The 24,312-nt window shown below is 63.4% G+C and carries 20 protein-coding genes; 14 read left to right on the top strand and 6 right to left on the bottom strand.

Features of this window, described 5'->3' with window-relative positions; translation table 11 throughout:
• The first annotated feature begins 301 nt into the window (after nt 1-301).
• The 3 genes from GTK01_RS02870 (at nt 302) to prfB (ending at nt 5,370) form a co-directional block, all read left to right on the top strand.
• A complete protein-coding gene (locus GTK01_RS02870) occupies nt 302-1,501 on the top strand; it encodes an N-acetylmuramoyl-L-alanine amidase (protein ID WP_252924319.1) in 1,200 nt (399 codons plus the stop codon).
• 182 nt (nt 1,502-1,683) lie between these two features.
• The gene (locus tag GTK01_RS02865) at nt 1,684-4,134 is read left to right on the top strand and encodes a penicillin-binding protein 1A (RefSeq protein ID WP_252924318.1); all 2,451 of its coding nucleotides are present in this window, start codon (nt 1,684-1,686) and stop codon (nt 4,132-4,134) included.
• 104 nt (nt 4,135-4,238) lie between these two features.
• A protein-coding gene (gene prfB / locus GTK01_RS02860; protein WP_252924317.1) for a peptide chain release factor 2 occupies nt 4,239-5,370 on the top strand; the annotation gives its coding sequence in 2 pieces (ribosomal slippage) (nt 4,239-4,304 and nt 4,306-5,370; 1,131 coding nt in all).
• 33 nt (nt 5,371-5,403) lie between these two features.
• On the opposite strand, the gene GTK01_RS02855 is transcribed toward prfB, so the two are convergent.
• The gene (locus GTK01_RS02855; protein WP_252924316.1) at nt 5,404-6,717 is read right to left on the bottom strand and encodes a peptidoglycan DD-metalloendopeptidase family protein; all 1,314 of its coding nucleotides are present in this window, start codon (nt 6,715-6,717) and stop codon (nt 5,404-5,406) included.
• 291 nt (nt 6,718-7,008) lie between these two features.
• A complete protein-coding gene (locus GTK01_RS02850; protein WP_252924315.1) occupies nt 7,009-7,476 on the bottom strand; it encodes a peroxiredoxin in 468 nt (155 codons plus the stop codon).
• 97 nt (nt 7,477-7,573) lie between these two features.
• Between GTK01_RS02850 and GTK01_RS02845 the strand changes: the two genes are divergently transcribed.
• The gene (locus GTK01_RS02845) at nt 7,574-10,933 is read left to right on the top strand and encodes an AsmA-like C-terminal region-containing protein (RefSeq protein WP_252924314.1); all 3,360 of its coding nucleotides are present in this window, start codon (nt 7,574-7,576) and stop codon (nt 10,931-10,933) included.
• Nucleotides 10,934-10,937: 4 nt separating this feature from the next.
• Here GTK01_RS02845 and tyrS read toward each other — a convergent pair whose 3' ends face one another.
• Nucleotides 10,938-12,191, bottom strand: a complete 1,254-nt coding sequence (gene tyrS / locus GTK01_RS02840) for a tyrosine--tRNA ligase (protein WP_252924313.1) — start codon at nt 12,189-12,191, stop codon at nt 10,938-10,940.
• Nucleotides 12,192-12,293: 102 nt separating this feature from the next.
• Between tyrS and GTK01_RS02835 the strand changes: the two genes are divergently transcribed.
• Nucleotides 12,294-13,400, top strand: coding sequence for an anhydro-N-acetylmuramic acid kinase (locus GTK01_RS02835; RefSeq protein ID WP_252924312.1), 1,107 nt, complete (start codon nt 12,294-12,296; stop codon nt 13,398-13,400).
• Nucleotides 13,401-13,515: 115 nt separating this feature from the next.
• On the opposite strand, the gene GTK01_RS02830 is transcribed toward GTK01_RS02835, so the two are convergent.
• Nucleotides 13,516-14,190, bottom strand: a complete 675-nt coding sequence (locus GTK01_RS02830; RefSeq protein ID WP_252924311.1) for an alpha/beta hydrolase — start codon at nt 14,188-14,190, stop codon at nt 13,516-13,518.
• Nucleotides 14,191-14,416: 226 nt separating this feature from the next.
• Here GTK01_RS02830 and GTK01_RS02825 point away from each other — a divergent pair, with 226 nt between their 5' ends.
• From GTK01_RS02825 to sufA, 8 genes are all read left to right on the top strand, one after another.
• Nucleotides 14,417-15,571 (top strand): cysteine desulfurase family protein, encoded by a 1,155-nt coding sequence (locus GTK01_RS02825; RefSeq protein ID WP_252924310.1) that lies wholly within the window; start codon nt 14,417-14,419, stop codon nt 15,569-15,571.
• Between the two features lie 147 nt (nt 15,572-15,718).
• Nucleotides 15,719-17,236, top strand: coding sequence for a Fe-S cluster assembly protein SufB (sufB, locus tag GTK01_RS02820; RefSeq protein ID WP_252924309.1), 1,518 nt, complete (start codon nt 15,719-15,721; stop codon nt 17,234-17,236).
• Nucleotides 17,233-17,610, top strand: a complete 378-nt coding sequence (locus tag GTK01_RS02815) for a DoxX family protein (RefSeq protein ID WP_256483436.1) — start codon at nt 17,233-17,235, stop codon at nt 17,608-17,610. Before sufB ends, GTK01_RS02815 begins: the two co-directional genes overlap by 4 nt.
• Nucleotides 17,611-17,625: 15 nt before the next feature.
• The gene (gene sufC / locus GTK01_RS02810; protein ID WP_252924307.1) at nt 17,626-18,381 is read left to right on the top strand and encodes a Fe-S cluster assembly ATPase SufC; all 756 of its coding nucleotides are present in this window, start codon (nt 17,626-17,628) and stop codon (nt 18,379-18,381) included.
• A gap of 13 nt (nt 18,382-18,394) precedes the next feature.
• A complete protein-coding gene (sufD, locus tag GTK01_RS02805; protein WP_252924306.1) occupies nt 18,395-19,660 on the top strand; it encodes a Fe-S cluster assembly protein SufD in 1,266 nt (421 codons plus the stop codon).
• A gap of 4 nt (nt 19,661-19,664) precedes the next feature.
• A complete protein-coding gene (locus tag GTK01_RS02800; protein WP_252924305.1) occupies nt 19,665-20,909 on the top strand; it encodes a cysteine desulfurase in 1,245 nt (414 codons plus the stop codon).
• 4 nt (nt 20,910-20,913) lie between these two features.
• Nucleotides 20,914-21,282 (top strand): SUF system Fe-S cluster assembly protein, encoded by a 369-nt coding sequence (locus tag GTK01_RS02795; RefSeq protein WP_252924304.1) that lies wholly within the window; start codon nt 20,914-20,916, stop codon nt 21,280-21,282.
• Nucleotides 21,283-21,370: 88 nt separating this feature from the next.
• Nucleotides 21,371-21,760: a Fe-S cluster assembly scaffold SufA gene (gene sufA / locus GTK01_RS02790; protein WP_252924303.1), complete on the top strand. Its 390-nt coding sequence runs from the start codon at nt 21,371-21,373 to the stop codon at nt 21,758-21,760.
• Nucleotides 21,761-21,770: 10 nt separating this feature from the next.
• Here the strand turns inward: sufA and GTK01_RS02785 are convergent, their stop codons facing one another.
• Nucleotides 21,771-22,268 carry a GFA family protein gene (locus GTK01_RS02785; protein ID WP_252924302.1) on the bottom strand — a complete coding sequence of 166 codons (498 nt, stop codon included), beginning with the start codon at nt 22,266-22,268 and terminating at the stop codon, nt 21,771-21,773.
• 65 nt (nt 22,269-22,333) lie between these two features.
• Between GTK01_RS02785 and GTK01_RS02780 the strand changes: the two genes are divergently transcribed.
• A complete protein-coding gene (locus GTK01_RS02780; protein WP_252924301.1) occupies nt 22,334-22,684 on the top strand; it encodes a TfoX/Sxy family protein in 351 nt (116 codons plus the stop codon).
• On the opposite strand, the gene GTK01_RS02775 is transcribed toward GTK01_RS02780, so the two are convergent.
• A complete protein-coding gene (locus GTK01_RS02775) occupies nt 22,659-24,188 on the bottom strand; it encodes a DEAD/DEAH box helicase (protein ID WP_256483435.1) in 1,530 nt (509 codons plus the stop codon). The two genes, GTK01_RS02780 and GTK01_RS02775, sit on opposite strands and share 26 nt — an antisense overlap.
• Nucleotides 24,189-24,312 lie beyond the last annotated feature (124 nt).

Here is a 24,312-nt window from a genome sequence, read left to right as displayed (position 1 = left end):
GGGTTGAGCCGACATGCCGAAGAATTCTGTCCGGACATATGCACCGCATCAGGTGAAGGAGGAACACTCCGCCGCTTGCGCGTGAGCGCAACCTTTAACGGACGTCACAAATGTCCTTCCATGCTTTTATGATTTGACGGCTTCCAAGGCAACCCTGATTTCCGAAACTTGTTTTCGGCCGCGCTAACGTAGATCGCAGCCGGTGCGAAAAGGATTGGTTAACCACGTCGGGCTTACCACTCAAGGCATCCTTGTCGCCAAGCGACCGCATCGAAGCAAGACGGGCGAGACGATGCCGACCATGCGCTACAGACCAAGATTTGACCGGTGCCATGCGCTTATGCGCGTGGTGCTGGCGGCGCTTTTCATGTCGCTCCCGAGCCTTGGCGCACAGGCCGAACCGGTGCGCGTGGAGGGCGTGCGCGTCGTTGGCGACGCGTCGCGCGCGCGGATCGTCATCGACGTTTCGCAAAGCCCCGACCTGCGCTGGTTCCTTGTGCGCGCCCCGCATCGGCTGGTGCTTGAATTCAACGATGTCGAGTACCGGCACGAAGATGAGCCGGTGAAGCCCCGCGGTCTCGTTGCCGGTATCGCCTTCGGGCCGGCCGGCGCATCGAAATCGCGGCTGGTGCTGACGGGCGAAGGGGCGTTCGTCGTGGAGAATCTCGAAATCCTGAAGAACGAGGACGAGCCAGGCCATCGCGTCGTCATCGACCTGGTGGCAGGTTCCGACCGTCAGTTCGAGGCCGCGCTCGCCGAGCAGATCGCAACCACCGCGGGCACAGATGTGGCCGCCGCGCCTGCCGAGCGACGCTTCACCGTGGTGATCGACCCCGGGCATGGCGGCGCCGACAGCGGCGCCAAGGGCGTCAGTGGAATCTACGAGAAGACCATTACGCTCGCCTTCGGGCTGGAATTGAAGAAGGCGCTCGAGGATACGGACCGCTATGAGGTCCACCTGACGCGCGACCGGGACCGCTTCCTGCGGCTCGACGAACGCGTGAAGATCGCGCGCCGGCATGAAGCCGACCTCTTCATCTCCGTCCACGCCGACGCGATCCGCCACCGAGGCGTGCGCGGCGCGACCGTCTATACGGTCTCCGATTCTCCATCCGATGTCGTGTCGGCCGCAAAGGCCGTGAGGGAGAACCTCGCCGACCAGATCGCCGGCTATGCCTCGCAGGAAGCGGGCGACGAAGTCTCGGACATTCTCACCGATCTGGTGCGACGCGAGACCGACGGCTTCTCGTTGCGCTTTGCGAAGGCGCTGGTCGGCCAGTTGTCGGACGAGATCGGCATGATCAAGAATCCGCACCGCTTTGCCGGTTTCCAGGTCTTGAAGGCGCCGGACGTGCCCTCGGTGCTGGTAGAGTTGGGCTACCTCTCGAACGAGAGCGACGAAGCCCAGCTTCGTGACGTGAAATGGCGTGCGCAGGCCTCGGCCGGCATCGTCGCCGCAGTCGGGCTGTTCGCCGACGCCAAGATGGGTGCGGCAAACTGATCTCACGGGACCGTGGCTTGACGGCCACAGGCTCTCATTTAATCCTCCGCTTTAACGAGCACTTGCCAAGCGCGCCGCAATTTGCCCACAAGCGCACGACAGGTACGATGCGATGCGAAGAGGCTGACGACGGACGGGCACCGATCCTGCTAAGCCACTTCGAATGACACACTGGAGCGGGCATGATTCGTCTCATCGGGTATTTCTTCGGCATTGGCGTGATGCTGGCGCTGGTGGTAGCCGCCGGCGTCGCCTTCTATATCGGGACGATCTCGAAGGACCTGCCCGATTACGAGGTGCTGGCGCGCTACGAGCCGCCGGTGACGACTCGCGTCCATGCCTCTGACGGTTCGCTGATGGCCGAGTTCGCCCGCGAGCGGCGTCTGTACCTGCCAATCCAGGCGATTCCGGACCGCGTCAAGGCGGCGTTCCTCTCTGCCGAGGACAAGAACTTCTACCAGCACCCCGGCATCGATGTCCTCAGCCTTTTCCGAGCGGTCGCGACGAACGTGCAGAACATCGGTTCGGGCCGCCGCCCGGTGGGTGCGTCGACGATCACGCAGCAGGTCGCAAAGAACTTCCTGCTCGATTCCAGCCAGACCTATGACCGCAAGATCCGCGAGATGATCCTGTCGTTTCGCATCGAGCAGGCCTATTCGAAGGACCGCATCCTCGAGCTTTATGTCAACGAGATCTATTTCGGTCTGGGTGCGTACGGCGTCGCGGGCGCTGCGCTCACCTATTTCGACAAGTCGGTCAACGAACTGACGATCTCCGAAATGGCCTATCTGGCGGCCCTGCCCAAGGGGCCGACCAACTATCACCCGTTCCGCCATGTCGACCGCGCGATCGAGCGCCGCAACTGGGTCATCGACCAGATGCAGGCGAACGGCTTCGTCGAGGCCGAGGAGGCTGCCAAGGCCAAGGAAGAGCCGCTGGGCGTCAGCCCGCGCCGCGGCGGCACCTACATGATGGCCGGCGAGTATTTCACCGAGGAAGTGCGCCGCGAGATGATCGCGCGCTATGGCGAGAACGCGCTTTACGAGGGCGGCCTGTCGGTCCGGACCACGCTCGACCCGCAGATGCAGCTCCAGGCGCGCGAGGCGCTTCAGAACGGCCTCATCCGCTACGACACGCTGCGCGGCTTCCGCGGCCCGATCGCCGAGATCGAACCTGGCGACGACTGGGGCGTTGCGCTTAGCGAAGTTTCGGCGATGGCCGACGTTCCAGAGTGGCGCCCGGCGGTCGTTCTGGAGACTGGCGATAGCGAAGTCACCGTTGGATTGCAGCCGGAGCGTCAGGCATCCGGAGAGCTTGGCGAAGGCCGCGAAACAGCGACACTCGCGCTCGCTGACATGGAATGGGCTTTGCGCCATACCGTGGACGGTCAGCGCGTGAAAGCCAGTTCGATCGGCGAAGTGCTGACGGCCGGCGACGTCGTCTATGTCGAAGCCAAGCCGGACGGCGGCTATCTGCTGCGCCAGGTGCCGGAGGTTTCCGGCGGGCTCGTCGCGATGGACCCTGTCACAGGCCGCGTCATGGCGATGGTCGGTGGGTTTTCCTTCGCGCAGTCCGAGTTCAATCGCGCGACGCAGGCGATGCGCCAGCCTGGCTCGTCCTTCAAGCCGATCCTCTATGCCGCGGCGCTCGACAATGGCTATACGCCAGCCTCGGTCGTCGACGACGCGCCGATTTCCATCCGCGTCGGCAACGATGTCTGGGAGCCGAAGAACTATGGCGGAGACTTCGCCGGCCCCTCGACGCTGCGAATGGGCATCGAACGCTCGCGAAACCTGATGACGGTGCGGCTTGCCAATGACATGGGCATGGATGTCGTCGCCGAATATGCCGAGCGCTTCGGCGTCTACGACAAGATGCTGCCGGTGCTTGCCATGTCGCTGGGTTCGGGCGAGACGACCGTCATGCGCATGGTCTCGGCCTATGCCGTGATGGCGAATGGTGGGCGCTACATCCAGCCTTCTCTCGTCGATCGCATCCAGGACCGCTATGGCAAGACCGTCTTCAAGCATGACCAGCGGGTCTGCCACGGCTGCAATGCGGCTTCCTGGGAAGAGCAGACGGAGCCGGAACTGATCGACGAGCGCGACCAGGTGCTCGATCCGATGACGGCCTACCAGATCACCTCGATGATGGAAGGCGTCGTCCAGCGCGGCACCGCCACCACGCTCGCCGAACTCGGCCATCCGATCGCCGGCAAAACCGGCACGACCAACGATTCGCGCGATGCGTGGTTCGTCGGTTACACGCCTGACCTCGTCGTGGGCCTATACGTGGGATACGATCAGCCGCGTACGCTCGGCAACGGCGCCACCGGCGGCGGACTTGCCGCTCCGATCTACAAGGAGTTCATGGCGGACGTCCTCAAGGACAAGACGCCGGTCGCCTTCCGAGTGCCGGAAGGCATGCAGCAGATCGCGATCAACCGCCAGACGGGCATGCGCGCCAATCCGGGCGAAGCCGGCGTCATCATGGAGGCATTCAAGCCTGGCACTGGCCCCGCAGACAGCTACTGGGTCATCGGCATGGATGGGGCGACGGCGGAGCGCGCGCGCGAAATCTCTCCGCAGGCGAGCGAGGCGCTGATTTCCGGATCGGGCGGCGGTCTCTACTGATCGACCGCGCAAAGAGCCCGTTCGCTGCCTTTACAGGGCGGCGGGTCGTCCCTATGGTCCGCGCCGATTTCCCAACCCCCAATTGAATGAAAGGCGAGCCAGTCATGCGCGCCGAGACCGAAAATCTCATCGACGAAATCAAGCAGGGCATAACCCTGCTGAGGAGGCATCTTTGACTGGGATCAGGCCGTAAAGCGACTTGATTACCTGAACAACCGCGCCGAAGACCCCGACCTGTGGAACGATCCGCAGGAGGCGCAGAAGCTGATGCGCGAGCGCCAGTCGCTGGAAGACGCCATCACCGCCATCAAGGGGCTCACGCAGTCGCTTGACGACAATATCGGGCTGATCGAGCTCGGCGAGGAAGAAGGCGACCAAGCCATCATCCAGGACGCCGAAGCCGCGATTCGCTCGATGCGCGGCGAAGTGGCAGCCCGCCAGGTCGACACACTTCTTTCCGGAGAAGCCGACGGCAACGACACCTATCTGGAAGTGCATTCGGGCGCAGGCGGCACCGAAAGCCAGGACTGGGCATCGATGCTGTTGCGCATGTACACGCGCTGGGCAGAGCGTCGCGGCATGAAGGTCGAGGTGCTGGAGCTTCATGACGGCGAAGAAGCCGGCATCAAGTCCGCGACCATCCTGATCAAGGGCGAGAAAGCCTATGGATGGCTGAAGACCGAATCGGGCGTGCACCGGCTCGTGCGCATTTCGCCTTACGATTCCAACGCGCGGCGGCACACTTCCTTCGCCAGCGTCTGGGTATATCCGGTCATCGATGACTCGATCGAAATCGACGTTTCGGAATCGGACGTGCGCATCGACACCTATCGCGCGTCGGGCGCGGGCGGCCAGCACGTCAACACAACGGACTCGGCCGTGCGCATCACGCATATCGCGACCGGCATCGTGGTGGCATGCCAGCAGGAACGCTCGCAGCACAAGAACCGTGCCAAGGCGTGGGACATGCTGCGCGCGCGCCTCTACGAAGCCGAACTGAAGAAGCGTGAGGAGGCGGCGAGCGCCACCGAGGCATCGAAAACCGAGATCGGCTGGGGGCACCAGATCCGTTCCTACGTGCTGCAGCCCTATCAGCTCGTGAAGGATCTGCGCACGGGCGTCGAAAGCACGTCGCCGCAGAATGTGCTTGATGGTGATCTCGACGACTTCATGGAAGCGGCGCTCTCGCACAAGATCGAGGGATCGGCTGGCGAAGTGGTCGCCGACCTCGACTAGACTCGAAAGGCCGGGAATTTCCCGGCCTTTTCATCAGAGCAGATCGGCGATCTGGTTGCCTGCCTTCAGGAAGCGCAGCGGATCGGTTGCCTTGCCGTGGCGGCGGATTTCGTAGTGCAGGTGCGGGCCGGTCGAGCGTCCGGTGCTGCCGACGGCGCCGATCGCGTCGCCGGTCGACAGCTTGTCGCCGACCTTCACGTCGATCCGGCTCAGATGCGCGTAGCGCGTCGACCAGCCATTGCCGTGGTCGACCTCGACGAGGCGGCCGTAGCCGCCTGCCCAGCCGGCACGGATGACTTTGCCGGCGCCGGTCGATTGAACCGGCGTACCGGACGTGGCGCGAAAATCGATGCCGGCATGCATGGCCGGGCGGCGCAGAAACGGGTCGCGGCGCACCCCGAACGAACTCGATACGGCCTGGCCGGGAGCGGGATTGAAGATCGGGTAGTCGCGTGCTGACGCCTTCAAGGTTTCGAGGTGTGCCAGTGCTTCTTCGAGTTCGCGCACGCGTTCTTCGAAAAGCGCATCCTCATCGATCGCAACGAGCGGGCCGCCGACGCCCTGTTCGTCGATGCCGAAATCCTCGTTCACCGGCAAACCGGCCTGAATGAGCGCCTCGCGAATCGTGTCGGCGGTTTCGAAGGTCTCCGAGGTCAGCGTCTCGATGCTCCTGAGTTGCTCGGTTTCGATGGCGGCCAGCGAGGCGCCCAGTGAATCGAAGAGGTCGGCCTTTTCGTCGGGCGCTGTGTCGTCGACGGTGACCGGAGCGGCATCGACCGGTTCTGCGGGCAGCTTGGGGCGTGGCCAGAATGCGTTCTGGACGCTTGGCGGTTCACCGTCGATTGCCTCCTCGCCGGTCAGTTTGGCGAAGACGGACGCGGCCTTGCCCGGTGTGAGCGTGGCGCGCAGGACGGGACGAGCTTCGGGGACCGGCGCGGTGTCGGGCAGGACCTCTGCCGTGCCCATGGCGCGCTCGATGATGGGGCTGATCTGGCCGTGGCGTTGGGTGATCTGGCTCTGGCGCGCCAGAAGTTCGGCAACCTTGCCCTGCACGAGTTGCTGATCGAGCAGTTGCCGGCTGGTGATGCGGTCGACCTGCGTACGAAGGATCGAGATGCGGTCCTCATAGGCTTGCTGCATGCGTGCCTGCCGCGCCGCCGTCGCACCGATCAGGTCGTCGCGCAGCACGAGATAGGATGTCGCCAGCAGATATCCGATCGCCAGCGCGGCGAGCGCCGAACCGATGAATCCGACGATCCAAGGTCGCACCGTGAAGTGGCGAATACGGTCGCCGCGGGCAATGATGACGGTGTGCGGCTCGCGGCGATTGCCAGGATATGTCGGCACGGGTCCGGTCTCCAAGAACGGGAAAAGCTGGATGTCGGACCATTACGCCTTATTAGGGTTAATGGCTGGTTCACGCGATGCGCAAACGAAAACGGCTCCGCAAGAGCGGAGCCGAGATCGTCGGGATCAGTCTAAAGGGGCGGCGGCTGACTAGAAAATCAGAAGCAGGAGAATGATAATCGGGATCGGAATGCCGATCATCCACAGAAGCAAACCCTTGAACATTGCTTTCTCCGTTTGTCGCGAGGTGTCCTGGCGATAATTCAGCGAAGGCGAAAATGTTCCGGCGATTCAGAGCGCCTTCGCAGCTTCCAAGACCTCCTCTGCATGGCCGGGGACCTTCACCTTGCGCCAGACGCGGGCGACCCGCCCTTCCTTGTCGATTAGGAATGTGGAGCGGTCGACGCCCATATATTTGCGGCCGTACATGCTCTTCTCAATCCACACGCCATAGGCTTCCAGCGTCGTCTTTTCCTCGTCGGAAGCGAGGGGAATGTCGAGGCCATGCTTCGTCTTGAACTTGTCGTGCCTTCTTGTGCTGTCGGGCGACATGCCGACGAGCGCGACGGCCAATGCGTCGAACTCCGCCTTCAACCGGGTAAAGTCGAGGGCTTCAGTGGTGCAGCCGCTGGTATCGTCCTTGGGATAAAAGAACAGGACCACCGGCCGTCCCTTGAGCGCGGCAAGGGAAATCGTCGTGCCGCCATCACCGGGCAGGGCGAAATCGGGCGCCATGTCGCCGGTGGCAAGTTCGGACATGATTTGACCTCCATTTTGCTGTTACGGACACGAAAGGGGGGGTTATAGTCTCTGGACACGATTCGTCCATGACGCTGCATTACAGACGGAACGACGCTTGACCGACCATTCCGATCGGCCAGAGACGCCTGCGAATGCTCGTGCCCTGTTGCGCGGGGCCAAATCGCGTGGACATGCTCCCCGTCGCCGCCGCTCCTTGCCGGCCCGCATCCTGATGGGGGCGGCCCTTGGCGTCGGCGTCCTGCTTCTCCTCATCACGCTTATCGTCGGTGGCTTCATGGCCGGTTTCGGCGGCGAACGGCTGCGTCATGAGGCGCAGCGCGTCGTCACCGACCTTGCCGGCGGCGATGTCGTCGCGACGATCGGGTCAGTGCGGCTGCGGATCGACGCCGACCGTTTCCTCGCGCTCGAGATTGCCGGTGCCGGGCTTGCGGGTCCCGGCGCTGCCGAAGGCTTCATCGATGTCGGGCTGCTCCGCTTCGGCATCCGCTTCCTGCCGCTCCTGGAGGGACGTCTGCAGCTTGCCAACGCAAGGCTGAGCGACGCCCGAGTGGTCGCCGACCAGTTGCCGGACCGCGGCGGGCCGGGACCGCTTGCCGGACTGCGCAACTCCGACGGTCTGCTGGATCCGGACCTGGTCACGCCGGCAATCTTCGCCGCCATCCATCGCGTCTTCGACCTCGTCGAAAGCAATGCGGCGCGCGACCTCAAGCTGCGCAACGTCACCATCGTCCTCGACAGCATGCGCGGCACGTCGGTCCGGATCGCGGACGCGCAGCTCGAACGGACGGAGGAAGGCGCGCTCCAAATGGCCGGTACGGCGGAGATCGCCGAGCGGACCATCGTTTTCGAGGGCAAGGCGCATCGCGACGACGAGCGGACCCGCATAGCCATGCTGGACCTCGACCTGAGATTTGCACCGGTGGCCGAGGGAACGGACCGGATCGGCCTGGCGCACCGCATTGGTGGTCTGACGGTCAGCCTCTCGGGTTCGCAGAGCCTGTCGTCCGCCGCAGACCGGCTCGACATCGATGCGATTTTCGACAACGCCGCCATCGACATCGGGCGCGATACCGTGACCATGTCGGGCGCCTTCGAGGCCTACGCCGTCACAGGGGCGGACAAGATCGAGATCGAAAGGCTCGATCTGCATTCGGCGGATACGGATTGGTCGTTCAACGGCGCCGTCGGGCCCGAACCGAAACGCCAGGGCGCCAATGTGCGGTATCGCTTCGAACTGGTTTCCGAAGCTTCACGGCTCGCCGTGCCCGACAGCGACGAGGAGATCGAGGTCGGCACGCGAATTGCCGGTACGTTCGATCCTGTGGAGCGTCTGCTGCAACTGAGCGACATCGACCTGCGCAGCGGCGCGGGACGCGTCGCGGGGCGGGCGGGCATCGATTTCGTGCCTGGCAAAAGCCCCGGCGTCAGCCTTGCGCTCGACGCGCGCTCCATGGAGATCAGCGATGCCAAGGCGATCTGGCCGATCTTCGCCGCGCCAGGCGCGCGGCGCTGGGCGGTCGCCCACGTCGCCGGAGGCAAGATTGATACCGGCTCCATACGGCTCGAGACCGAGCCTGGCCGCTTCGGCGACGGCATTCCCTTCACCGACGAGGTTGCGGGAAATTTCGCGATTTCTGGCGCTTCGGTAGCGGTCGGGGGCGAACTGCCAGTGCTTCAGGACAACGTCGGCGAATTGCGCTTTCGCGGTGACCGGCTCGACGTCGCCGTGACCACGACGCGCGCGCAACTCGACAGCGGCAAGTGGGTGGCCGGCCGGGATGCATCCTTCTCGATGGACATCACGCGCGGCAAGCCGCTCGTCGGAAACCTCGTGGTCGATGTAGACGCCGATGCCGACGCGGCGCTGGAATTCGCCTCGCTGAAGCCCATCGACGCGGGCCGGCACCTCGATTTCGCACCGGGCGACCTTTCCGGCCATGTCGCTGGACGTGTGCAGGCGCAGTTTCCGATCAACGAGGATGGACGGCACATACCAGTCGGCTTCGACGTCGAACTCGACGTTGCGGACGTCGCATTGGCGCAGCCTTTCCAGGGCCAGACGGTGAGCGAGGCCTACGGCACGCTGCGCGTGCGCCCGAGCCATGCCGAGATCAAGGCGGATGCCAGGCTGAACGGTGTTGCTGCGACGATTGCCATGACCGAGCCGTTCAACACGACGGTCGAGCGCTCGCGCAAGGTCGATCTGAAGCTCGACGATGCGGCGCGCGAGCAACTCCTGCCGGCGCTTTCCATGCTTCTGTCCGGAAACGCCGATGTCGGCATAGACCTGACCAGCGCCGAGCGCCAGTCCGTCACGGCCGACCTGTCCGGCTCCGTGCTCAGCCTTCCCTGGATCGGGTGGTCGAAGGGGGCGGGCATCGCCGCCACCACCGCCTTCCAGATGGAGCGGGACGGCGGCCAGACCTTCCTGCACGGTTTCGGCATCCGGGGCGAGAGTTTCGCGGTGGGCGGAGAAGTGTCGCTCGACGAGGCCGGCCTGACAAAGGCGAGCTTCCCGCAGGTCCGGCTCAATCGCGGCGACGATTTCGGAGTCGACATCGCCCGACGTGGGCGTGGCTATGTCATCACCGTCAAGGGAGAGGCGTTGGATGCACGCTCGCTGATCAAGGCGCTGCGGGCGACATCGCAGGCTACCCACGGCGGCGGCGGTCAGCCGGTGCCGATCACGCTCGACCTCGATGTCGCTGCCGTGACCGGCTTTGGTACCGAGACCCTGCGCGACGTCGTCATCGATTATTCGGGGACGGGCGCGACGATCGAAAACCTCTCGGCAACGGCCACGACCGGCTCCGGCGCCAAGGTCGAGATCAATCACGGCATCGGCCAGGGTGGCCGTTATCTGCGGGCGGAGACCGGCGATGCAGGTGCGGTGCTGCGCTTCCTCGATCTTTACGGGCGAATGGAAGGCGGTCAGCTCAATTTGGAACTGCGCGGCGCGGAAGGCGGCTCGCTGGTGGGTCGCGTCGCCGCACGAGATTTCTGGCTGGTGGACGAGCCGCGTCTGGCCTCGCTCGTGTCGACGCCTTCGGATACGCGTGGTCGCTCGCTGAACGATGTCGTCAATGGCCGACTCGACGTTCAGCGCGTGTTCTTTGACCGCGCATTTTCGCGCATCAATCAGGGCAAGGGCTTCTTGACGCTTGAAAACGGCGTCATCCGGGGGCCGGACATCGGTTCGAGTTTCCAAGGCACCGTCTATGACGGCTCCGGCAACATGTCGATGACCGGCACCTTCATGCCGGCCTACGGGATCAACCGCCTCTTCGCCGAGATTCCGCTGATCGGGCAGATCCTCGGCAATGGCCGCGACCGGGGGCTGATCGGCATCACCTTCAAGCTCGCCGGTCCGACAAACGCGCCGCAGTTGCAGATCAATCCGCTCTCCGCAATCGCGCCGGGCATTTTCCGTTCTGTGTTCGAGTTTTCCGAGTAGCCTCTCAGACTGGCCGGACCAGAATGTGCTTCTTCTTGCCGAGCGAGAGCTTGATGACGCCGTCCGCTGTCACGTCGCCGCTCCCGATCACCTGGCGGTCGTCGCTGACGGGCGTGTCGTTGATGCGCACCGCGCCGCCCTGGACATGGCGCCGCGCCTCACCGTTGGACGTCGCCAGGCCGGCCTTGACGAAGAGCTGGAGTACGCCAATCCCCGCGCCGAGTTCCTCCGCCGGCAGCTCGACAGTGGGCAGGCTCTCGGCGAGCGCGCCTTCCTCGAAGGTCTTGCGCGCGGTTTCGGCGGCGGCCTCAGCAGCCTCGCGGCCATGCAGCATGGCGGTGACTTCGGTTGCGAGCACCTTCTTGGCGTCGTTGATCTCCGAGCCGTCGAGCGCGCCGAGCCGCGCGATCTCGTCCATCGGCAGTGTCGTGTAGAGCTTCAGGAAGCGCGCGACATCGGCATCCTCGGTGTTGCGCCAGTATTGCCAGAAATCATAGGCCGACAGCATGTCCGGGTTGAGCCAGATCGCGCCGTTGAGCGACTTGCCCATCTTGGCGCCCGACGAAGTGGTGAGCAGCGGCGAGGTCAGCGCGTAGAGCTGCGGCGTGCCCATGCGATGGCCAAGATCGATGCCGTTCACGATGTTGCCCCACTGGTCCGAGCCGCCGATCTGTAGGCGCGTGCCGTACCGTTTGTTCAACTCCACGAAATCGTAGGCCTGCAGGACCATGTAGTTGAATTCGAGGAAGGACAGCGACTGCTGGCGGTCGAGGCGCAGCTTCACGCTGTCGAAGGACAGCATGCGGTTGACCGAGAAATGTGCCCCGACATCGCGCAGGAAATCGAGGTAGTTGAGCTTGCGCAGCCAGTCGCCATTGTCCGCCATGATGGCGTCCCGGGGGCCGTCGCCGAAGGTCAGGTAGTTCGAGAAGACGCGCTTGATCGAGGCGATGTTGTCCGCGATGGTTTCCAGCGTCATCAGCTTGCGCGCTTCGTCCTTGAAGGACGGATCGCCGACCATGCCGGTGCCGCCGCCCATCAGCGCGATCGGACGGTGGCCAGTCTTTTGCAGCCAGTAAAGCATCATGATTTGGATCAGACCGCCGGCATGAAGGCTCGGCGCGGTCGGGTCAAAGCCGATATATGCCGTCACGGTCTCCTTGGCGAACAGGTCGTCAAGGCCGGTTTCATCCGAGATCTGGTGGATGAAGCCGCGCTCGGACAAGGTGCGCAGGAAATCGGACTTGAAGGCGGACATGGTCTTTTCTTTCGGGTTCGAACAGGAGCCGGGCCGCATTGGCAATCCGGCAAGCGCGGCTTTAGCATCCCGGCATCGGGAATCACAAGAATGGACGGCGATATGGCTCTTATGCGCGCGCTCGGGCTGATGAGCGGCACGTCGATGGACGGGATCGACCTTGCAGTCGTCGCGACCGATGGGGAAAGCTCGGTGACGCGGGGGCCATCCATGTTCGCTCCCTACGACGCTTCGTTTCGGCGGCGTCTCGAGGCGGCGCTTGAGGTCGCGAAGACGATTTCAAGCCGCGACGAGCGTCCCGGCGACCTCCAGCATCTGGAGCGGGAACTGACCCTTCGCCATGCGCGCGCCGTGGCCCAATTCGTGGAGGCGCACGGAGCAATCGACGTGATTGGGTTTCATGGTCAGACGGTGCTTCACCGGCCCGAGCAAGCGCTGACGGTGCAAATCGGCGATGGCGCACTTCTGGCGCGCGAAACGGGCATCACCGTCGTGTTCGACATGCGTGCGGCGGACATGGAGGCGGGCGGGCAGGGTGCCCCGCTCGTCCCCGCCTATCACGCGGCGCTCGCGGCCGATCTCCGCGGCACTGAGCCGCCCGTCGTCTTCGTCAACATCGGCGGCATTTCCAACATCACCTTCGTAGCGGTGGATGGTCCGCCCGTCGCATTCGACAGCGGGCCGGGAAATGCGCTGATCGATCAATGGGTGTCTCGCGAGGGTGGCGTGGCGTTCGACCAGAACGGCATGATCGCCAGCGAAGGCGGCATCGTCACGGGCGTCTTAGAGCGCTATCTCGACAAGCCGTTCTTTGCGCGCTCAGGTCCGAAATCGCTTGATCGCAACGACTTCACGCTGGAACTTGCCGCAGGGCTTGAACTTGCCGACGGTGCGCGCACCTTGGCTGCCGTCTCTGCCGAAGCGATCCTGAAGGCAGGCGAACACATGCCTGCCGCGCCAAAAAACTGGATCGTCTGCGGCGGCGGGCGAAAGAACCCGCACATCGTCGCAGACCTGCGCAAAGGTGTGGAAGCGCAAGGCGCGCAGGTGCTGCTCGCAGAGGATGTCGGCCTCGACGGTGACGCGATGGAAGCGGAGGCGTGGGCATACCTTGCGGTCCGCGCAATGCGCGGCCTACCGCTGACATGGCCGACGACAACCGGCTGCCGCGCGCCTGCGGCAGGCGGTGTGATCGCTAGGCCGGAGTAAAGCCTCAGGCCATGACTGTCGCCGCTTTACCCCTTCGACGAGAACATGATCTCGCGACAAGCGATCGCTGCCATCAGTCCCGGCAGGAGCCGAGAGTTGTCGACTTGGCGTAAGTTCAGCGAAGACGCTTGGGTTTGGGATCGGCCAGTTCGCCGGCAAGGCGGCGATCGAGATAGTCCGAACAATCCTCGATCAGGGTTTCGCCATGGCTTGCGAAGAAATGGTTCGCTCCGGGCAAGGTCTTCTGCGTGATCGTGATGCCCTTCTGTGTGTGGAGCTTGTCGACCAGCGTCTGCACGTCCTTCGGCGGCGCCACGCGGTCGGCATCGCCATGGATGACGAGGCCGGAGGAAGGGCAGGGCGCAAGGAAAGAGAAATCGTAGATGTTGGGCTGCGGGGCGATCGAGATGAAGCCCTCGATTTCCGGGCGGCGCATGAGGAGTTGCATGCCGATCCATGCGCCGAAGGAATAGCCTGCGACCCAGCAGCTCTTGGAATCGGGGTGCAGCGACTGCACCCAGTCGAGCGCCGCGGCCGCGTCCGACAACTCGCCTGCGCCGTGGTCGAACTCGCCCTGGCTGCGGCCGATGCCGCGGAAATTGAAGCGAAGCACGGTGAAATCACGCTTCTGGAACATGTAGAAGAGGTCGTACACGATCTTGTTGTTCATCGTGCCGCCGAACTGCGGATGGGGGTGCAGCACGATCGCGATCGGCGCGTTCTTTTCCTTGGAAGGCTGATAGCGACCTTCAAGGCGTCCGGCCGGACCGGCGAAGATGACCTCGGGCATGGGATACTCCAGTTGAACCGCCGGCGGACGCCGCAAAACCCAGTGACTGATCGTTCGGGCTTGACGCGGGGCGGGCGTCTCCATAGAAACTAGTTTAGAATTATTCAAAAGTGGCGAGAGTTCGCCTCTTTTCGCAAAGCGGGTAGATAGGACGGCTCGCCTTGCGAATTCAAGGAAATAACGCCGTCCCCCGACAACGCCGCGAACTGGATATCACGCTGCTGCAATGACCGGACGCCGCTACTATCTGGACTGGAACGCCAGCGCCCCGCTTCTGCCCGAAGCGCGAGCGGCGATGGTGGCCGCGCTCGACCTGACGGCCAATCCATCGTCGGTCCATGCCGAGGGTCGGCAGGCCAGGCGGCTTGTGGAGGACGCAAGGCACGATGTCGCGGCTTTGTGCAATGCCAAGCCGGACCATGTCGTCTTCACGTCGGGTGCGAGCGAAGCTGTGGCGCTGGCGCTGACGCCCGATTGGCGGATGGGCCGCTCGTCGCTGACCTATTCAAGGCTCTATACGTCGACCACCGACCATTCGATCGTCGTCGGCGGCGGCCGATTTGCCAAGGGAGACGTCGTCGAACTTCCGGTGGACGGCAATGGCGTGCTTGATCTCAACGCGCTGAAAATTGCGTTGGCCGGACATGATCGTTCGGCGGGTCTGCCGCTTGTGGCGGTGCACCTTGCCAACAATGAGACCGGTGTCATCCAGCCGGCGGCCGAGATCGCCGCCATCGTGCACGACGCCGGCGGCGCGCTCATACTCGATGCAGTTCAGGCTGGCGGGCGCATTTCGCTCGATATCGCAGCGCTTTGCGCCGATTTCCTGATCCTGGCCGCGCACAAGATCGGCGGTCCGAAAGGCGCTGGCGCCCTGGTCGGCAACAGCGACGTCCTGATGCCTGCTCCGATTGCTACAGGCGGCGGGCAGGAGCGCGGGCATCGCGCCGGGACGGAGAATTACGCGGCGCTCGCCGGTTTCGGAGCCGCCGCGCGCAATGCCCTTGCCTTGTTGCCGCAGGCCGAGGCCCTACGTGAGAAGCGCGGCCGCATCGAAGCGGCGATCCGTGCGCGCGTTCCCGATGCGGTCATCTTTGGCGAGAAGACGGAGCGCCTGCCCAACACGGTTTTCTTCGGTATTGCGGACGTCAAGGCCGAAACCGCGCAGATTGCCTTCGACCTGGCCGGAATTTCCGTCTCTTCGGGTTCGGCCTGTTCGTCAGGCAAAGTCGGCGCGAGCCGTGTCCTGAAGGCCATGGGCCATGGCGAGGATGTCAGCGGCATTCGCGTGTCGATCGGGCATTCGACGGGCGAGGACGAGATTGCGGCTTTCGCCGATGCGTTGGATCGGTTTATGAGCCGCAGGCGAGCGGCCGCCTGACGGCCATGGAATTTCGAGGATATCGGCGCGCCGTAGGGGTGCATTTGCCGGCGATCCTCCCTATGTAACGCGCATTCCGGGGCATTTGCTGCGGATGCGAAATCGACAACTGCCGGGCCTTGACCCCGGCCTGGATGGAGAGCGCTCATGCCTGCTGTGCAGGAGACCATCGACCAGGTCCGCAAGATCGACGTGGACCAGTATAAATATGGCTTCGAATCCGACATCGAGATGGACGTCGCGCCCAAAGGGCTGAGCGAAGAAACCATCCGCATGATTTCGGCCAAGAAGGACGAGCCGGAATGGATGCTCGAATGGCGCCTTGGGGCCTATCGCCGCTGGGTGACCATGGAAGAGCCGACCTGGGCGCGCGTCGACTATCCGAAAATCGACTTCCAGGACATTCACTATTACGCCGCGCCCAAGAACCAGACCGGGCCGAAGTCGCTCGACGAGGTCGACCCTGAACTTCTGCGCGTCTACGAAAAGCTCGGCATTCCCCTGCGCGAGCAGGAAATCCTGGCCGGCGTCCAAAAGGACGAAGGCGAGGACGGCGATGCGGCGAACGACAATGTCTACAAGTCGGGCCGCGTGGCAGTGGACGCCGTGTTCGATTCGATCTCGGTCGTCACAACCTTCAAGAAGGAATTGGCGGCAGCCGGCGTGATCTTCTGCTCGATCTCCGAGGCGGTACGCGAGCATCCCGAACTCGTGCAGAAGTATCTGGGCTCGGTCGTCCCGACGACCGACAATTTCTACGCGACGCTCAACGCCGCCGTCTTCACTGACGGCTCGTTCGTGTACGTGCCCAAGGGCGTTCGCTGCCCGATGGAGCTTTCGACCTATTTCCGGATCAACGAGAAGAACACCGGCCAGTTCGAACGTACGCTGATCATCGCGGAAGAGGGCGCATACGTGTCGTATCTCGAAGGCTGCACGGCTCCGCAACGCGACGAGAACCAGCTTCACGCGGCGGTCGTCGAACTGATCGCGCTCGACGATGCCGAGATCAAATATTCGACGGTCCAGAACTGGTATCCGGGCGACAAGGACGGCAAGGGCGGCATCTACAATTTCGTCACCAAGCGCGGCGATTGCCGCGGCGACCGGTCCAAAATCTCCTGGACACAGGTCGAAACCGGCTCGGCGATCACCTGGAAATACCCGTCCTGCATCCTGCGCGGTGACGATTCGCGCGGCGAGTTCTACTCGATCGCCGTGTCGAACGGCCACCAGCAGATCGACTCAGGCACCAAGATGATCCATCTGGGCAAGAATACGTCGAGCCGCATCATCTCCAAGGGTATCTCGGCCGGTCACTCGAACAACACCTATCGCGGCCAGGTTTCGGCACACCGCAAGGCGACCAACGCCCGCAACTTCACGCAGTGCGATTCGCTCCTGATCGGCAATGATTGCGGCGCGCACACGGTGCCCTACATCGAAGCCAAGAACGCGACGGCCCAGTTCGAGCACGAGGCGACGACGTCGAAGATTTCCGAAGACCAGCTCTTCTACGTCATGCAGCGCGGCATTCCCGAAGAGGAAGCCATCGCGCTCATCGTCAACGGCTTCGTCAAGGACGTGATCCAGGAACTGCCGATGGAATTTGCGGTCGAAGCGCAGAAGCTCATCGGTATCAGCCTTGAAGGCAGCGTCGGCTGATTTCGGCGCTTGCCATTGCCCGGGTCGCGTTCGGGCTCTTCTTCGCCGGATCGGCGCTTTTGAAGCTCGGCGCGACGGACACGATGGTGACGATGCTTTCGGGGGCGGGGTTCGAGCGGCCGTTGCCATTCGTCTATCTCGCCTCGGTCGCCCAGATGGCGGCGGGAGCGGCACTAGTTTCGGGACGCCTGGTGCGGCCCGCTGCATTTGGACTGATTGCCTATGTGGCAGTGGTCAACTGGTATCTGCATCCATTCTGGGTGCTCGACGGTGAAGCGGCTTCGATCCAGTTCCAGCTCTTCACCAAGAATTTGGGAATCATGGCGGGCCTCCTCGCAGTGGCAGGCGCGCATTACGGTACAAGGCACGACTAGCCTCAAGAGGACGACATGCTCGAGATCAAGAACCTTCATGCCCGCATTGCCGAAGACGGCACCGAGATCATCCGTGGCCTCAACCTGACGGTGAAGAACGGCGAAGTCGCCGCCATCATGGGGCCCAACGGCTCCGGCAAGTCGACTTTGTCCTATATCCTGGCGGGCCGCGACGACTACGAGGTGACGGAGGGCGACATCCTCTACAATGGTGAGTCCATTCTCGAGATGGACCCCGCCGAACGCGCCGCGTCGGGCATCTTCCTTGCCTTCCAGTACCCCATGGAAATACCGGGTGTCGCCACGATGGAGTTCCTGAAGGTCGCGATGAACTCGCAGCGCAAGGCGCGTGGCGAGGAGGAACTGAAGATTCCCGAATTCCTGAAGCGCGTGAAGGAAAATGCCGCCGGCCTCAACATCGACATGGCGATGCTGAAGCGCCCCCTCAATGTCGGCTTTTCCGGCGGCGAGAAGAAGCGCGCTGAAATCCTGCAGATGAAGCTTCTGGAGCCGAAGCTTTGCGTGCTCGACGAGACAGATTCCGGCCTCGACATCGACGCGCTCAAGATCGTCGCCGACGGTGTCAACTCGCTGCGCTCGCCCGACCGTGCCTTCGTGGTGATCACGCACTACCAGCGCCTGCTCGATTACATCGTGCCGGATTCGGTGCATGTTCTCTCGCGCGGCCAGGTCGTGAAGTCCGGCGACAAGTCGCTGGCGCTCGAACTGGAACGCGACGGCTATGCCGGCATCATCGGCGAAGCGGCCTGAGCGGGAGGCTGACATGAACGTTCACGCAACACCCAAACTGACGAGCGCGGAAGAGGCCCTGATCGAGGGCTTCGCCGCGCGCCGTCCATCGCTGACCGGTTCTCCGGAAGTCGCGGCAAGGCGCGATGAAGCCGCTGCGGTCCTGAAGGCCGGACTGCCGACGCGCCGCGTCGAGGCATGGCATTACACTGATCTGCGCCGCCTGCTGGCGACTGTTCCCGCCGACGGCGGTGCGGGCGACGCCGCCGCGCTTGGCCCGCTGGTTGACGGCTCGGCCGTCCTGACCGTTATCGACGGCAATGCCCAGCACCATGCCGGCATCGATGGTGTTCGGATCGAGAAGATCGCCGATCGCCTGATGAGCGGCGCGCTTGCGGGCGACCTCGCGCCTTTGAAGGCGGACGATGCCGTCGGCGCGATCAATGCCGCATTCGTATCGGACGGCTTCGACCTGACGATCCCTGACGGCGTCGAGGTCGGTGCGCCCGTCGAACTGCAGAACGTCCATTCGGGCGGGCAGGTTCATGCGCGCTTTGCCGCCCGCATCGGCAAAGGCGCGAAGGCGACGATCGTGGAGCGCCAGACCGGCACGGCCGACGCCTTGGTCAGTTCGGTGACCGACATCGAGATCGGCGACGATGCCGAGATCAATTGGCTGGTCATTGAGGACCAGCCGAAGGCAGCGACGCATCTTGGTCAGATTCGCGCGCGGATCGGCGCCAATGCCAAGGTCACGATTTTCCTCATGAACACGGGCGGCAAGCTCGTGCGCCAGGAAGTCCACGTCGTGGCGGCCGGCGAGGGGTCGGATTTCCGCTTGCGCGGTGTCAATCTTCTCGGCGGCGACGTTCATTGTGACGTGACTATGGTGCTCGACCACGCAGCGCCGCATACGACTTCGACCGAGATCATTCGCAACGTCATCACCGACAGGGCGCATGGCGTGTTCCAGGGCCAGATCCGCGTCGACCGCTTGGCGCAGAATACCGACGCCAAGATGGCATGCAACACGTTGCTTCTGTCGGACGAGGGCGAGTTTTCCACCAAGCCGGAACTTGAAATCTTCGCCGACGACGTCGCCTGTGGCCATGGTGCGACGGTCACCGAGATCGACCACGCGCATCTGTTCTACTTGATGGCGCGCGGCGTCGAGGAAAAACTGGCGCGGGGGCTGCTCATCAAGGCGTTCCTTCGCGAGGTCATCGAGGAACTGGACGACGAGGCGATCGTCGAGGCGCTGGAATCGCGGCTCGAGGACTGGTTCGAGAACCACGGGTAAGCCCATGAACGCGCCGACAGGAACGCTGAAGCCCTATGACGTCGAGGCGATCCGCCGCGACTTCCCCATTCTTGCGATGGAAGTCTACGGCAAGCCGCTCGTCTATCTCGACAATGGCGCGTCGGCGCAAAAGCCGCAGGCGGTCATCGACCGCATCACCAAGGCCTATTCGTCCGAATACGCCAACGTCCATCGGGGCCTGCATTTCCTGTCGAATACTGCGACCGATGCCTACGAAGCCGCGCGCGAGACCGTGCGTGGTTTCTTGAACGCCTCGAGCGTCGACGAGATCGTCTTCACCAAATCGGCGACCGAGGCGATCAATACGGTGGCCTACGGTTTTGGCATGCCGAATATTGGCGAGGGCGACGAGATCGTTCTTTCGGTAATGGAGCATCACTCCAACATCGTGCCTTGGCATTTCATCCGCGAGCGCCAGGGCGCAAAGCTAGTGTGGGTGCCGGTGGACGACGAAGGCCGGTTCCACATCGAAGAATTCGAGAAGCGTCTTACGGACCGCACGAAGCTCGTCGCCATCACGCACATGTCGAATGTTCTCGGCACCGTGACGCCGATTAAGGAAATCGTCCGCATCGCGCATGCGCGCGGCATTCCGGTTCTGGTCGATGGCAGCCAGGGCGCGGTTCATACCGTGGTCGACGTGCAGGATCTGGGCTGCGACTGGTATGTATTCACGGGCCATAAGGTCTATGGGCCGTCGGGTATCGGCATTCTCTACGGCCGCAAGGAAATGCTGGAGAAGATGCGTCCGTTCCAGGGCGGTGGCGAGATGATCGAGGAGGTGACGGAGGAAAACGTCACCTACAACGAGCCGCCGCATCGGTTCGAGGCGGGCACGCCGCCCATCGTCCAGGCGATCGGGCTCGGCGCGGCGCTTCAATACATGCAAGGGATCGGCCGCGAGGCGATCGCGGCGCATGAGGCGGAACTTGCCGCTTACGCGCATGAGCGTCTGTCACGAATCAATTCGATGCGCATCATCGGCAACGCGCCGGACAAGGGCGCCATTGTCTCGTTCGAACTGCAGGGCATCCATGCCCATGACGTGTCGATGGTCATCGACCGCGCCGGTGTCGCCGTGCGCGCCGGCACCCATTGCGCGCAGCCACTCTTGAAGCGCTTCGGCGTGACCTCCACATGCCGTGCCTCATTCGCCATGTACAATACGAAGGCCGAGATCGACGCTCTGGCCGAAGCGCTGGAAAAAGCGCGCACATTCTTCGGGTGAAGACATGACTGACGAAACGTCCAATATGGCTGAAACGCCGCAACCATCCACCATCCCCGAAGAGGAACTGGCGCGGTTGACCGACGACATCGTCTCCGCCCTGAAGACGGTTTACGACCCGGAAATCCCGGCCGACATCTACGAACTCGGGCTGATCTACAAGATCGATATCGAGGATGACCGCTCGGTCAAGATCGACATGACGCTGACGGCGCCGGGCTGTCCGGTGGCCGGCGAAATGCCCGGCTGGGTGCAGAACGCAGTCAGCACCGTCGAGGGCGTGTCGGACGTGGACGTGAAGATGGTCTTCGACCCGCCATGGACTCCGGACCGCATGTCCGAAGAAGCGCAGGTGGCTGTCGGCTGGTACTAGCGACCGGGTTGCGCTCGGAGGCAAACTTCCCCATCTTCGGGGTCCAGATCATTCCGCGGGCCTTGAACCCGCTGGCATGGAGCAATTGATGGCACGTTTTCAAGTTCTGACCCTGACCGACGAGGCGGTGGCCCGCGTCCGCGACATCGTCGCCGCCCGCGAAGGTGCTGCCGGCATCCGTGTCGGCATCAAGAAGGGCGGATGCGCGGGCATGGAGTACACGGTCGACCTCGTCACCGAGGCCAGCCCGAAGGATGATCATGTCGAGCGCGACGGCGCGCATGTCTATGTCGCGCCCGAGGCGGCGCTGTTCCTGCTCGGCACTGAAATGGGCTTCGAGACGACCAAGCTGCGCTCTGGTTTCACCTTCAACAATCCGAACCAGTCGTCCGCCTGCGGATGCGGCGAATCGATCGAGCTTCAGCCCGCCGATCTAAAGGCGCTGGCCGAAGCGCGCGGGCAGGGCGCCGTCGTCTGACGGCTGTCCGTCAATCTACCCACATGCCATGCTTTTTGTGCCAATCGGCGATCGAAAGGTCGGGATAGAGATCGAAGCTTTGGTCGCTCTCGCGAATTTCAGGCTCGACCCATGATGCCTTGTACTTCAACATCAGATGCACACGCGCATGCGGCTTTGGCAGGTTGCTGTCGATGGCCGATGCGAATGGGTGGATGAGTTCCGGCCAAGTCGGATCGTAGAGCCACAGAGCTGAGCCGCAGCCTCGGCAGAATGTCCGCTCGCCGGTCGATGTCCGGCAATGCGGATGTTCGTCGTCCTCGATCTGAGCGTGGTAGACACCGGTGCCGTCGCGCCCTTGAACCTCAAGCGTATGCGCCATCGCGCCCAAATTGATCGCGAACCCGCCGCCTCCCTGCTGTTTGCGGCATATGGAGCAATAACAAAGCTGGTAGGGCGCGGGGGTATGGCTGGCGACGGCAAATCTGACGCCGCCGCAGCGGCACGAACCTTCCAGGCGCATGGGCATGTAGAATGGCTCCCTTGTTTCGCACAGAGCCGCTAGTCTAGCGCAGCCACACGCGGAGCCCAGCCATGCAACCGGCAGATCTGATCGACATGTTCGCGGAATTCGGGCCGGTTACGGTCCGACGCATGTTCGGCGACCACGGCATATATTATCAGGGCCGCATTATCGCCCTTCATTCCTTCGATGAGGTCTGGCTCAAGGCGGATGGCGAAAGCGCGCCTGTGTTCGCGGCGGCGAGCTCGCGGCAATGGGTATATGAGGGCAAGGGGAAGCCGGCGTTGATGCCGTACTGGTCCGTTCCGGACGCTGCGCTCGATGATCCGGCGGAACTCGCCGAATGGGCGCGCAAAGCCGACGCGGCTTCGCGCCGCGCCGAAATGTCGAAGAAGGTCAAACCTTCGCGACGACCTTCATGAAGGCCGGAATGTCGTCGCCGAAGCCGATCGGCGCATCGCCCAGATCGTCGCGGCGGTGACGCCGGTCACGATCCTGGTTGCGCGTGTTGCGCTGATCGGAGGAATTGGCTGCACGCTGGCGATCGGCGTTTTCTGCGCGGATCGCGTCGCGGCGTTCGCTGCGTTCGGCACGTGGCTCAGCGTTCTCGACGACCGGGGCCTCGGCCAACGGCGCGGCTTCGACTTCCGCTTCCGCCACTGCAGGAGCTTCTTCCGATTTGCGGCCACGGCGCGGGCGCTTTTCGTCGTCGCCCTTGCGGCCGCCACGTCCACCACGGCTGCCCTTGGCGCCACGGCGTGGAGCCTCATCGGCACTGTCGTCCTGGACGATGGTCGAAAGATCGCCGTCGTGCCATTCGATGCTCTGGCCGATCAGCTTTTCGATCGCATCGACATACTTGCCGTCGGATTTGGTCGCCAAGGTGAACGCTTTGCCGGAGCGGCCGGCACGTCCGGTGCGGCCGATGCGGTGGACGTAATCCTCGGCATGGATCGGCACGTCGAAATTGAAGACGTGACTGACATCGGGAATGTCGAGGCCGCGCGCGGCGACGTCGGAGGCGACGAGCAGCTTCAGCTTGCCGTCCCTGAAACCGGCCAGCATGGCCATGCGCGCGCGCTGGTCCATGTCGCCATGCAGCGCGCCGGCGTCGAACTCGTGCTTCACCAGCGAGCGAAAGAGCTCGGAAACGGCCGTCTTGCGATTGCAGAAGATGATCGCGTTCTTGAGTTCGCCTTCTTCGGCGCGGATCAGATCGCGCAGCACGGCGCGCTTGTCCCAGTCCTTCGACTTCGACTTCACCAGCCTCTGCGTGACCGTGGTCGCGGTCGATGCAGCCTTCGAGACCTCGACGCGGACCGGTGCCTGCAGGAACTTCTCGGTGAGCTTCGTGATTTCGGGCGGCATCGTCGCCGAGAAGAACAGCGTCTGGCGCGTGAAGGGAATCATCTCGCAGATGCGTTCGATATCGGGAATGAAGCCCATGTCGAGCATGCGATCGGCCTCGTCGATGACGAGGATGTCGACAGCGTTGAGCAGCAGCTTGCCGCGCTCGCGATGATCGAGCAGCCGTCCCGGAGTTGCGATCAGAACGTCCGCGCCGCGCTCGAGCTTCTTTTCCTGCTCGTCGAACGACACACCGCCGATCAGAAGCGCGATGTTGAGCTTGTGGTTCTTGCCGTACTTGATGAAGTTTTCCTCGACCTGCGCGGCCAGTTCGCGCGTCGGCTCAAGGATCAGCGTACGGGGCATTCGCGCGCGGGCGCGTCCCTTTTCAAGACGCGTGATCATCGGCAGCACGAAGGCGGCGGTCTTGCCCGTGCCCGTCTGCGCGATGCCGAGGACGTCCTTGCCGAGCAGTGCGTGGGGGATCGACCCGGCCTGGATCGGGGTCGGCACCGCGTATCCGGCGTCCGTCACCGCGGAGAGGACTTTGGGCGAGAGCCCGAGATCGGCAAAGGTCAAAGGCTGTTCGGAAGCCTGATCTTCAATCTTGCTTTCAGCTGACACGTGTTTGTTTGTCTCTGCTAGGTTTGGCGGCGCCAAAATGGGCGCATGCAACAAGGATTCCAGGCCAGCGGCGTGGAAG

It is taken from the genome of Aliihoeflea sp. 40Bstr573 (genome assembly GCF_024105655.1).
In the GTDB taxonomy this organism is placed as follows: Bacteria; Pseudomonadota; Alphaproteobacteria; order Rhizobiales; family Rhizobiaceae; genus Aliihoeflea.
This window is presented reverse-complemented; position numbering and strand designations above follow the sequence as displayed.